11 protein-coding genes are annotated in these 12,746 nt (G+C 30.7%); 1 reads left to right on the top strand and 10 read right to left on the bottom strand.

Features of this window, described 5'->3' with window-relative positions:
* From BMY82_RS08450 to rpsF, 10 genes are all read right to left on the bottom strand, one after another.
* Window positions 1–952, bottom strand: a 952-nt coding sequence (locus BMY82_RS08450; protein ID WP_144019732.1) for a cell wall-binding repeat-containing protein, incomplete at its 3' end; no start/stop codon positions are given.
* A gap of 196 nt (window positions 953–1,148) precedes the next feature.
* A complete protein-coding gene (locus BMY82_RS08445) occupies window positions 1,149–1,796 on the bottom strand; it encodes an L-fuculose-phosphate aldolase (protein WP_091976118.1) in 648 nt (215 codons plus the stop codon).
* A 29-nt stretch (window positions 1,797–1,825) separates the two neighbouring features.
* A complete protein-coding gene (locus tag BMY82_RS08440) occupies window positions 1,826–2,878 on the bottom strand; it encodes an S-methyl-5-thioribose-1-phosphate isomerase (protein ID WP_091976117.1) in 1,053 nt (350 codons plus the stop codon).
* Window positions 2,879–2,990: 112 nt separating this feature from the next.
* Window positions 2,991–4,187: an S-methyl-5-thioribose kinase gene (gene mtnK / locus BMY82_RS08435; protein ID WP_091976116.1), complete on the bottom strand. Its 1,197-nt coding sequence runs from the start codon at window positions 4,185–4,187 to the stop codon at window positions 2,991–2,993.
* Window positions 4,188–4,420: 233 nt separating this feature from the next.
* Window positions 4,421–4,867 carry a 50S ribosomal protein L9 gene (gene rplI / locus BMY82_RS08430; protein ID WP_091976115.1) on the bottom strand — a complete coding sequence of 149 codons (447 nt, stop codon included), beginning with the start codon at window positions 4,865–4,867 and terminating at the stop codon, window positions 4,421–4,423.
* Window position 4,868: 1 nt separating this feature from the next.
* Window positions 4,869–6,890: a DHH family phosphoesterase gene (locus BMY82_RS08425; protein ID WP_091976114.1), complete on the bottom strand. Its 2,022-nt coding sequence runs from the start codon at window positions 6,888–6,890 to the stop codon at window positions 4,869–4,871.
* Window positions 6,883–7,923, bottom strand: coding sequence for a DUF2232 domain-containing protein (locus tag BMY82_RS08420; protein ID WP_091976113.1), 1,041 nt, complete (start codon window positions 7,921–7,923; stop codon window positions 6,883–6,885). The genes BMY82_RS08425 and BMY82_RS08420 overlap by 8 nt, the downstream gene beginning before the upstream one ends.
* Window positions 7,924–8,288: 365 nt before the next feature.
* Entirely contained in the window at window positions 8,289–8,516 is a 228-nt protein-coding gene (rpsR, locus tag BMY82_RS08415; protein ID WP_091976112.1) for a 30S ribosomal protein S18, read from the bottom strand.
* Between the two features lie 20 nt (window positions 8,517–8,536).
* Complete coding sequence (locus BMY82_RS08410; protein WP_091976111.1) at window positions 8,537–8,989, bottom strand: single-stranded DNA-binding protein; 453 nt, start codon at window positions 8,987–8,989, stop codon at window positions 8,537–8,539.
* A 14-nt stretch (window positions 8,990–9,003) separates the two neighbouring features.
* Entirely contained in the window at window positions 9,004–9,294 is a 291-nt protein-coding gene (rpsF, locus tag BMY82_RS08405; RefSeq protein WP_091976110.1) for a 30S ribosomal protein S6, read from the bottom strand.
* Window positions 9,295–10,017: 723 nt separating this feature from the next.
* On the opposite strand from rpsF, the gene BMY82_RS08400 reads away from it, so the two are divergent.
* The gene (locus BMY82_RS08400) at window positions 10,018–12,720 is read left to right on the top strand and encodes a cell wall-binding repeat-containing protein (RefSeq protein WP_091976109.1); all 2,703 of its coding nucleotides are present in this window, start codon (window positions 10,018–10,020) and stop codon (window positions 12,718–12,720) included.
* Window positions 12,721–12,746: the final 26 nt, after the last annotated feature.

Raw genomic sequence — 12,746 nt, 5'->3', positions numbered from 1 at the left:
TATAATTGTATTCCTTAGATTTGTTTTCCATTTCTTCATTTATAGTTGAAGGGCCACCTACAATTGTTACAGATTTTGCATTGTTATCTAGATAATTCTTTACATTTTCTTTTGTTGTATATTTTGTTCTTAGAAGTATAGGTGAGTTTGTCTTTGCTGCTAAAGGTGCTGCTACTAATGAATCCGCAAATATTTCACCACTTGCTAAATATGATTTCTCTGGATTTAAATATTGAGCGACTTTCAAAGCAGTATCATATCTATCATTTCCTGATATTCTTTCGCTAACCGATATATTTACTGGGTTCAGAGAATTTACTCCACCTACTACAATCGTTTTTTGGGCTTGTATTTTTCTATATTGAAACTTAACTTCTGCTGAGAGTTCATTTTTCTTAGAAAGAAGTATCGGTGCTTTTATTTTGCTAGCATAGGGACCTGCCACTAGTGCATCAGGAAAGTTTTCCCCACTAGCTATTACTACGTTTGATACACTCGTTATTTGAGTGTATTTATTGGCTATTTGAGCAGATGTGCTAAATCTATCTTCACCTGATATCCTGTATACATTAATTCCTTTACTTCTCAACTCTTTTTCTAATTCTATACTTACTGAGTTTTTACCACCAACAATCAATACTTCTCTTGCCCCTATTTTATTTATTTTGTCTAATATTCTTTTATCAAGTTTTTTACCTCTATTTAAAAGTATCGGAGCATTCATTTCATAAGCTAGAGGAGATGCCACTAAAGCATCTGCATAGCTATCTGCAGTTGCAAGGATTACCTTATTAGTTTTTCCAAATTCATCTGCTATTTTTATTGATGTTTCTACTCTATCTTCGCCACTAATTCTTTTTTTTACGCTGCTTGCATGTGAGTCTATTGTTCCTGTTAAAGATAGTACGAATGCTACTGATATTGCTGTTATTGTTATTTTTGAAGTTTTCATTATAATTCCTCCAGTACCATTATTAGTTCTTGTATACTATATACTACATTCTCATCAATAGTATGTCAATTACTATTTTTTCTAACATTAATCATCAATTTACATTTTAATATCTTTTTAACAAAAGTCCTTTATTGTTTTTTAGTTTTTTTTATAATAAATTCCATGTTTTCAACATCTTTTTTCATTTTATTTTTTATTTCTTTTGTCCATAGTTTTTAAATTTTTCCATTACTATTTCCATCTCTTTATTGTCCAATACAACAGGTTTTCCAATACACATGCATCTATACTGAAGTTCTGCACAATACTCCATCCCACTTGCAAGACTATATGCGCTCTTTATATCGCCCCCACAAGCAAGCATACCATGATTTGCCAATAAAACTGCATCGCTATTTCCTATAGTTTTAGCTGCTGATTTTGCAAGTTCTTTTGTTCCAAAAGTTTCATATGGAGCACAAGGAACTTCTGCTACTCCTGAATCTGCTATTACATAGTGAACTGCTTTCAAAGGTTGGCGAAGCGATGCAAATACTGTACAGTACATTGAATGAGTATGAACTACTGCTCTACAATCCGCTTTTACTTCATACATAGCTGTATGAAGTGCCCATTCACTAGAAGGTTTTCTATCTCCTTCGATCACTTCTCCTTTTAAATTCATTATTACTACATCTTCAGGTTTTGTATCAAAATATCCAATTCCTGAAGGGCTTATTGCCATTAAATTCTTTTCTTTGTTGTATATGCTTATGTTTCCACTTGTGCCACTTGTAAGACCTTCGCTTATCATTTTTTTCCCATATTCAACAACTTCTTCTCTTTCTTTTTTTAGTAACATTACTAATCCCCCTTTTCAGCTTATATATTTTAATAAAATTCCTTTATTTCCGTTTTAAAATAGTCATTTAAAGTATATGGCGTAAATATCCCTTTATCTGTTACAACTCCACTAATTAAATGAGGCGGTACTACATCAAATGAAGGATAGATTGCTTTTACACCTTCTAAAGTATTAGCTATTCCTCTATATTTAAGGACTAATTCTGGATTTCTTTCTTCGATTATTATATTTTTTCCTGATGCCTTATCTTTATCTGGTATTCCTGTTACAAAATATGGTAATCCAAAATATTTTGCTAAAATAGCCATCTGAAATGTTCCTATTTTATTTGCTATATGACCATCTCTTGCTATTGTATCCGCTGCAGATGTAAATATATCTATTCCTTTGTGCTGCATAGCATAGGCAACCATATTATCTGTAATTACTGTAGTATCAAATCCCATTTCATAACAACAGCTTGAAGTAAGCCTTGCTCCTTGAAGATAAGGTCTTGTTTCTGCACATATTATTTTCACATTATTGTTATTCTTTTGCGCCGCTCTTAACATCGTTCCTATTATTGTTTCACCGAAACACTGAGTTAAGATTGTTCCATTTTTAGGAAATAAATCTGCAAGATATTCTCCAACAACTCCCATAGTTTTATATCTTCTATTTAGAGAATCTATTGTTCTTAGGAAAATTGCTTCAACCGGATTTTTTCCAAAGGCAAAAGCTTCGTCGGCTGCCTTTAAACATCCATCTGTTACTGCCTTTAGTCTATTTGCTGTTGTTGGACGTGCATTTGATATTGTGTGAGCCGCTTTTTTAAGAAATTCTCTCTGCTTGCTTTCTTCTTGTCCTCTACATTCATATGCTGCCAAAGCCATCCCCATACCTGCAGCCGTATATGGTCCTGCGCTTTGAGTTACCATATCTGTAATTGCCTGTGCTACTTCTTTATAACTATTGCACTCTACAAATTTTATTTCTGTTGGATATATTCTTCTATCCAAAATACGAACCTTTCCATTTTCATACCATGCGACATTCTCATACTGCAACATAAATGCCATTCCCTGATCTTGTCTTTCCATATCTTTCTCCTCATCCTCCTTTTCTTATTATTTTAATAATAAAAGAAGCTCTTTCTTACTATATCTAAAGTATTCTTTCTTTATTTAAAAAATCATTATATTTTTTATTAGATTATTTTCTAAGAAGTTCTGCTATCGATTTTCCATCTTTTAATTCATATCTTCTCTTGATTAGCTCTATAGCTATTTCTATAAGTTTTCTCTCCATGTTTATCTTTACCGATACATCGTCTATATTATCTAGTTCAGCCACTTTTGAATCTCCAACTGTTCTTCTGATTATTTCTGTAGCTGCATAACCTATTGAATCTGCCAATATCTCTTTTAAATAATACTCTCTAAAATTTTCTGCCCTGTATAAAGGTAATTTAACTATTTCATCATATTTATTAGTAAATTTATGGGCAAATTTATCTATAATTTCTTCTATTGTTTTTTTAATATATTCTTGAAATTCTATGTCATTTTCTCTAGTATAGGCTGCTCTTGCCCAAGAAAATACCAAATTTCCAACTATATTTCCAACATCATACCCCATTGGTCCATAAAATGCAAATTCTGGATCTATGATGACTACCTTTTCGTCGTTTACAAATATAGAACCGGAATGAAGATCACCATGTATTAATGCTTGTGCATTATTCATAAAATTATTTCTCAACTTAGCTACTTCTCCGTGAAGTTCTTTGTCTTCATATAGATGCTCTCTTACAAAATCTTCATTTCCTTCTGTAATAATATTTCTTCCCTTGTAATCCCAATATGGCTCCGTAAATACTAGATCTTCAGATATATCGCATAATTCCGGATTTGTAAATAGCTTTACCTGTTCTTTCTTTTCAGCCCTATCCATTACAAGATCTGTTGTTGGTAAAAGAGTATCGACTAAAAAATTAGATAATCCTTCTGATAAGTTGCTAAATTTTTTACCTTTTAGCAATTCTTTTCTAAGATTTTTACATTCTGAAATGTCTTCCATACATAATGCACACATATTTTCATCATAATAATATACCTTAGGAACCATGCCTTCTGCTAACTTTCCCTGTATTTTTAAAATTTCTGCTTCTATTTTATTTCTATGTAGATCTAGGGGTCTACCTGAAGATCTTAATAGTTTATCTGCCTGTTTTATAACAATCGATTTGTTAGTTTCATCTGATACTACTTTGAAAACATAGTTTATATTTCCATCTCCTATTTCTTCAACGTGTATTTTCTCATCTTCCTTAAATATTTCTAAAACATCCTTAGCATATTGAGAAGCACTTTCTGTATCTAATAAAAAATGTTTTGAATAATCCCTCATTTTACCACCTCTTTTTCTGTAATTACATATATTTATATTTAACATATATTTTGAAATATTTCTAGACTTTTTTTGATTTTACTTATATTTCTGATATTAAGCTATCTTTTACTTATATTTTACCACAGAAAATGTATTTTGATTTTTATAATAGCTGTTTTATCTTTAAATTTTTAAATAAAAAGTACCCAGCCTTACTTGACTGAGTACTTTTATATTACATTTTCAATTATTTATTTTTCTTTTACATCTACTCTTATTTTAGTAGTTACCTTTGGATGTATCTTTATTTCAACAAATCTTGATCCCAAAGATCTTATTGGCTCATCAAGGCTTATCTTTCTTTTATCTACATCTATATTCTTCTGCTTCTTAAGCTGCTCTGCAATTTCCTTTGAAGTTATTGATCCAAATAATCTCCCACCTTCACCAGCTTTAGCTTCTATTTCTATATTTACTTCTTCCATCTGCTTGCCAAGAAGAACAGCTTCTTCATAAGCTATTATTTCTTTTCTTTCTTTTGACTTATTCTTTTCATCAAGTTCTTTTACATTTGTGTTGTTAGCTTCTACTGCAAATTTCTTCTTAATTAAGAAGTTTCTTGCGTATCCATCACTAACTTCCTTTATATCACCTTTTTTACCAGTTCCCTTAACATCTTTCAATAATATAACCTTCATGTTATTTTTTCTCCTCCTCTTCTTCCAAGTATTCTTCTATAACATCTTTTACCATGTCATATGCTTGAGACAGGCTTACATCTCTTATCTGAGCACCTGCTATATCTATATGGCCACCGCCACCTATTTTCTCCATTAGAACATGTACATTTACATTTCCTAAAGATCTTGCACTTACAAATACTGTATCACCCTTCATACCTAATACAAAAGATGCCTCTATATTCTTTATATTAAGCAGCTCATCTGCCGCTTTTGCTATTACTATATTGATATTCTCAAGCTCTTGTCTTGCATATGAAAGACATATTCTATCGTCGATTATTTCAGTTCTCTGAATAACTTCTGCCTTCACTACAAAATCTTCTGCATATGAGTTAAAGAATTTCTTCACTGCAAGTGTATCTGCACCTACATTTCTAAGATAAGATGCTGCTTCAAAGGTTCTTACACCTGTTTTAAACTCAAAATTCTTAGTATCTAGGTAAATACCACCTAAAAGACCTTCTGCAGTCAATTTATTGATTTTAATATCATAATCTGTATATTGTATAAGTTCTGTTACCATTTCACAAGTTGATGATACATAGATTTCATGGAACAGTAATACTGTATCACTGATGTATTCTACACCTCTTCTGTGATGGTCTATAACTACTAGACGCTTTGATATATCCAATAGTTCAGGACATTCTGTATAACTTGGTCTATGTGTATCTACTACCACTATTAGAGTATCTTTATCACACATATCTATTGCCTTTTCGTGAGATATAAACATACCATTATAGTATTTTTCCTCATGTATTCTATTGACAAACATTTCTACTGCTTCATTTACACCTTCAAGTACGATATTGGCTATTTTGCCATATGATTTACATATATCAAATACACCAACAGCAGCACCCATGGCATCCATATCAGGATATTTATGTCCCATTATGATTATCTTATCACTCTGATTTATAAGTTCTCTAAGAGCAAGTCCTATTAGTCTTGACTTAACCTTTGTTTTTCTCTCAAATCCCTTTGACTTTCCACCGTAGAAGTTAAATCCATCTTTATTTTTTATTGCAACCTGATCTCCGCCTCTACCTAGCGCCATGTCTATTGCACCAGATGCAAATTCACCAGTTTGCTCTACAGTATCTCCGTCATATCCAACCCCTATGCTGAGGCTGACAGGTAGAGAGTTTCCATAATCTATTTCTCTTGCCTTGTCTAGTATACTAAACTTTGTTTTTTCAAGCTCTTTAAGCGCCTTTTTTCTCATAAAAAGAACATATTTATCTGTTCCTGTCTTGCGCATCAATCCTTGAGTATCTGTTTCAAGATTAGAAAGCAACTTTTCAATATCCATTGTAATGATTGGACGGTTCTCTTCAGGTGTACTTTTTAAAACATCCTCGTAGCCGTCTATCTCTATGTTCATCACAACTTCTCTACTATTTTCATACTTAAGTTCAAGATTTTCGTAATCAGTTTTATCAATCCAATAAACTATAGCCTTATATTCTGCACTGCCATCTGTCTCATAATCTGACTTTGCAAAACAATACTTTAAGATATACTTTCTATTATTGAATTCATACTCATCTTCCATTACTTTCTTTTCATCAAGAACTTTTCTTAAAGTTATATCTCCTACTAAATCTTCTATTTTGTTTCCAATCGAACTTTCTTCTGCATCCATTCCTACCATTTTGTCGAATTCTATATTTGACCAGAAAATCTTTCCATCAAGCTCCACTACACTTAAAGGTATTGGATTCATAAGCATTGTTGTTTTAGTAATCTTATCTAAATCAAAGCTTATATCCTTGATTTTCTTTCTGAACTTTTCTTCACTTGCCTCTTTTACCCTATAGTTAAATAAAACTAAAATTATACAGGCAAGTATTCCAATTGTGCCGACAAAACGACTTTTAAAAATTGCATATAAACTCAAAATAAGTATTATTACAAAACTTATTTCATTCAGATAACTGGATGCACAATATTTACGATTTTTATCACTCATTTTTGCCTCCAAAATTCTTCAATCCCGGATCCCACTTCATCCTGTAATTCCATATATTATCCAATATTCCCAATACTGCTATTCCTGGAATTATTCCAACAAATAATATTAAAAATGCCATCAATATCCAATTTATATTCTTTTTAATATTTCCCCATCTTTTTATTCCAAAAACTATAAGTGAAAGTCCTTCTATAAAGAACAGTATATTCATTACAAACATAAAGTTATTAATTACTATACCTATATCCATATCAGGTAATGAAAGTTTTGCAAGATACAATACTATAATTGTAACTACCAACATAAGAACTGGATTACCAGGTAAAATTATGCAATCAAATTTAATGTTGAATAACTTTTTCTTACAAAATCTATTCAATACAGGTATTGCAAAGAAATATGAGATAAGCGCTAAAATCAAAGATCTTGTAAATACTGAGAGCATTATTATTGTTCCCGTACTACCTAAAAGCTCATCAAATATTTCTGAGCTATATATATTCTTTAATTCTGTAGACTTGACAATTGTTCTGTAATTTTCTATTATATCCTTTATCCTGTCCTGCAAAATTCCTACAACATCAACGTTCATAAAATATTTCATAGAAGCATAATAAGCTATTGTTCCCAGCATGAACAAAATTATAGATATCATAAACACCCTTAAAGATGCGTAACTGTATACCCCACTATCCTTTTCAAAAGCTAATCGTATTTTTCTATTTTTGGAATCTCTAAAAGCTTCATTATAAAATACTATTGCCGATAAAAATGCTGGTAATAAATATATAAAGAATGTTTCTATGCTAATTGCCTTTCCATAAATAACAAAGGTAATTACAGTTGTAAGAATAAGAGCAAAAAACTTGAAAGCCCAGTCTGAATTAACCCCTATAATTATCATCGGTATTACCGTTGCCACCAGTGCAATGGAAAACATTGGATTTGAATTTCCAAGCACAGTAAAAATTACCAATACCGCCAACATTATTAGGTCTATAAACTCTATTCTGTTTCTATTTTCTTTCAAGCGACTACCACCTCCAACTTTTAAAAATGGAATAATCTATTCTTAATAATATTCATATAAATAAAATAGATTTCTTCCTTTTAAATTATTTAAAAATAATTGTTTTCGATTTTGTTTTTTAACAATTATTTTTATAAAGCATAATAATGCTATCCCTTATTATACCATTTTTAAATACAATCTGTAAACAATAGTAGTTCAAGCATACGATTCTAATTAATATATTATACTTTTAAAAATATCCTCTCCTTTTTTAGTCATTTTTAATTTTAATGACTATAGAATATCTTACTTTTATAATTTATAAATATGTAAAAAAAGGCCGTTGCGATGCAACGACCTTCAATATGTTTACAATACAGAAATTATTCTACTGTGTATGGTAAAAGTGCTACGTTTCTAGCAAGTTTGATAGCCTTAGTAAGCTCTCTCTGATGCTTTGCACAAGTACCTGTTACTCTTCTAGGAAGTATTTTTCCTCTTTCAGTAATATGCTTTTCTAGTTTCTGATAGTTCTTGTAATCTATAACAGTGTTTTTATCAGCGCAGAACTGACAAACTCTTTTCTTCTTACGTCTCTTCTTGTTTATCACGACTTTCACCTCTCTCTTATCTAAAATGGTACGTCGTCATCTTCTACAGCAGAGAATCCAGATGGACTCACTACTCCACTTGGCTCAAATTTAGGAGCTTCAAAATCTCCACCTTGTCCAGCTGGTTCACTTGGAACAGCTGAAGGCGCTGTATTTTTGCTCTCTAACGCCTGTATGTTACGACCTGATACCTTCGTGAATGTTCTCTTTTCTCCGTTTGGAGTTTCATATCTATCTACTCTAATAGATCCCTGAACACCCACCAATCTTCCTTTTGTTACATAATTTGCACAAAATTCAGCGGGTTTTCCCATTATTTCTACTGGTATGAAATCTGTAGTTACAGATCCATCCCTATTCTTGTAATCTCTATCTATAGCTAACGTAAATGTAGCTACTGGAGTTCCTGAACCTGGTATATATCTCAATTCCGGGTCCTTTGTTAGCCTTCCGACTAAAACGACATTGTTCATACTAACACCACCTATTATTTTTCGTCTTGCGCAACTATGACATGTCTTATAACATCTTCAGCTATCTTAAGTCTTCTGTCTAATTCCTTTGGAAAATCAACATCAGCCTTAAAATTAACTAGTGTGTAAACTCCATCTCTGAATTTCTGGATAGGATAAGCTAACTTTCTGCTTCCCCAAACATCAACTTCACCAACTTCTCCGTTAGCTGAAGTGATTATATCCTTAATCTTGTTAAGAGTGGCCTCTCTTGCTTCATCGTCAAGAGTTGGCTTTACGATGTAAAGTAGTTCGTAATTTCTCATTCATTTCACCTCCCTTTGGACTATACGGCTCCGAGAACTTTCGGAGCAGAGACGAGAATCTTATAATTCTCATACCAAAATAGTATACTCGATTAGGAGATCAAAGTCAATACATTTCTACTGTTTTTGTCATAGCTGTTACCCTTTATTTTTAGATTTTTAAGCATACATAATTTAACTTACATATTATTTATATTATCTCACTTTCTATCAATATAGGCAAATTTCATAAAACCCACTTCTTTTTTTAATTGATCAATTATTTTTTATACTTTATTAATCAATCAATATATATTGTTTACTATATGTATCGTGTTTTTTTAAACATTTTTCTAAACTTTTTAAAATTCTATTTTAAATAGATATTTTTATTTTTTATAAATATTAATGTGGTCTTTCTCTATAATGAACTTTGTTTCCCATTTTTAAAATTCTCTCTACTTTATATAAAAAAATAGATATTTACTATAAATTAATATCACTTTATATTTTTTAACTATACTACTTGTATTAGCTATATCTACTAATATATTATTAAATCTGTACTTTAATTATTATGAACATATATTTTATTTATTAAAATTCCGAAGCTTATTTTCAGAATATTTAAACTATTTGAGGAATAAGTTTGTAAAATTTGAAAATAACAATATTCTTATAACTCATATTAATACGTACTTTTATTTCATTTTAAATTATTTATATCATAATTAGGGGGTAAAAATGAAAAAAAAACAAATTATAATGACTACTTTAGCTGCTACTATACTTGCTCCAACTATAGTTGGAAGCTCTGTAACGGTAAATGCTTTAGAAAGCGAACAAAAAACAAGCATTCTTTTTTTAGCAATTCATACTAGGGACAATCAACTTTCTGACGCAACAGACTTTATTATTAAAGATTTAGATACTGGAGAAACTTTTAATTCAACTTCTAATATGAAAGGTATTGCTAGTATCCATGGTCTTAATATCGGTCATAGATATTCTATAACTCCAAAAGATAACTCCAAAGAAATTATCAAATTCCTAGGAAGCGACAAAACCGATCATAGCGAAAATATATTCTACTGTGTAGATAAAAGCTGTGATCCTGATATGTGTGGTGGTGGAGCACTTGCTTTTGATAAAGATGGAAATTCTACATTAACCGATATTTTTCTAGATGATAAAATTAAAAAAGACGATAAAGCTGAAAAGAAAAAAATACTATATCCAATCTCTTTACATAATGAAAAGAATCTTCTTTCTGATGTAACTGATTTCGTAATTACAGATCTTGATACTGGTAAATCTTTTGAAAATCATACAGATGAGAGAGGCATGATTTTCTTTGAAAATCTTATTGTTGGACATAGGTACTCTTTGCTTCCAAAAAATACAAACAGACATCTTTTAAATGTTGGAGCAGACGATGGTAAAACTTATAATAACAGAGAGTTTTTATGCGAGGAAATTGATAACAACATACTTTTTTCTTTTGAAAATAATGGCAAAAAAATATTAACATCTATTTATATTGGTGAAAAAGATGATACAGATAAAGATAATACTGAAACACCTAATGACAATTCTTTCATATCACTTGAACAACTTAAAATAAACGTTACAATAAACGGAAAACCTATTCTACAAGATGAAAATGTATATGTTTCTTTTATAAACTGGGATGAGTTTGACATACCAAATATTTTATACACTCATAAACTTGATCAAAATGGCGAAGCCGTCTTTAATAAATTTAAAGCCAATTCTAAATATGAAATAAGACTTGGAGGAACAAATGTCAAATTTGATAGAGAGTTTATACGCATTACAACTGATGAAAATTGCAAGATTAATACAATTGATGGGAAAAAAATAAATAAAGATTTTAGCGGAAGGATAGATTTTAAATCCTATGAAAAAACTTCAAATGAAGTTAAGACTTTCCCTGTTACAATAAAGGCAGTCTTAGAAGATGGTACTCCTGCTGAAGGTGTTACCTTCACTGCAAATACTCTAGCTCCTAAAATGCAATCTTATAAAGATACTACTACAGGAAAAGATGGTCTTGCTACTGTCGAACTAGAAGGACAAGAAGGTGGACGTCAGTATGCCTTTTGTGTTGCAAAAAATGCACAGTTTATGTGGCAAGGAAATCCTGGAAGCATCGTAGTAACTATAGATGAAAAAGGAAATATTTCAATAAACAACAAAACTCCTAATAAATTTGGAAAAGATACTTTTATAGTTGAAAAGAAAGATCAAACGTATCTTTATACAAATTTTAAGAAAACATTAAAAGAAGCTGAGGAAAAATTCTCATCTAATAAATATACAGATGAAAGCAAAAAAGAACTGGGAAGAGTTCTAATTGGAGCTAGAGAAGAGGATTCAAAGGCAGAAACCCTACCTCAGTATGCAAAGGGATATACAGAGCAATTAAAGGATGCAATTAAGCTTCTTGTTAAAAAGAACATACCATCGAGTAAAAATAGTAATTCTAGTAAAAGTTCTTCCCAGTCATCTATTTCAAATAAAGATGACTTCACTAAAAAAGAAATAAATGAAAAGATTAAATATGAAAGAATCGCTGGAAAAGATAGAGTATTGACAAGTATTTCTGTATCAAAAAGATATTATAAAAAATCTGAGACTGTAATACTTGCAAATGCCGATAATTATGCAGATGCTCTTGCCGCAAGTAGCTATGCAAGTTCTGTAGATGCACCTATACTTCTAATTAAAAACAGTACTCTAAGTAGAGAACTTACTTCTGAAATTGAAAGACTTTCTGCAAAAAATATTATAATTGTAGGAGGAGAAAGTGCAATTTCTGATGATGTAAAAAAAGATCTTTCAAATAAAAATGTAGAAAGAGTTGCAGGTGAAAATAGATTTGAAACTTCACAAAAACTTGCTGAAAAGACAATTAATAATGGATATAAAGATTCCATGATTATTGTTGATGGAAAAAATTTCCCTGATGCCTTGTCAGCAAACTCCCTTCTAAAAAAATATAAAGGTGCCGTTATTTTAGTTGATGATTCAGCTTCAGGTCTTAAAAATGTTGAATTCGCAAAAAATAAAAAACTTAAAAAGAATTTAATTATAGGTGGAGAAGCAAGTGTAAGTAAAAATATTGAAAATAATATAGACTCAACTGTGAGAATAGCAGGAAATAGTAGATACGAAACTTCTAAAAAAATTGCTGAAGAAGTAATGGACAGAAATGGCAATATATTTGTTGCAACGGGCAATGACTTTGCAGATGCACTTTCCATAGGTCCTATATTAACTCGTAATAATTCCGCTTTGATTCTAGTTAATAGAGAAAATGACAACCTTGCAACTTTTAAAAATAAATACGAACCTAGCAATATTACAGCTATTGGTGGAATAAATTCTATATCTGATTCTGTTATGAATAACTTGAAAAAATAATTATTAATTAAAAATACGAGAAGATA

The sequence above is a fragment of the Peptostreptococcus russellii genome, assembly GCF_900110295.1.
Lineage (GTDB): Bacteria > Bacillota > Clostridia > Peptostreptococcales > Peptostreptococcaceae > Peptostreptococcus > Peptostreptococcus russellii_A.
Note: the sequence above shows the minus strand (reverse complement) of the source record. Positions and strands in the feature narration are given on the sequence as shown.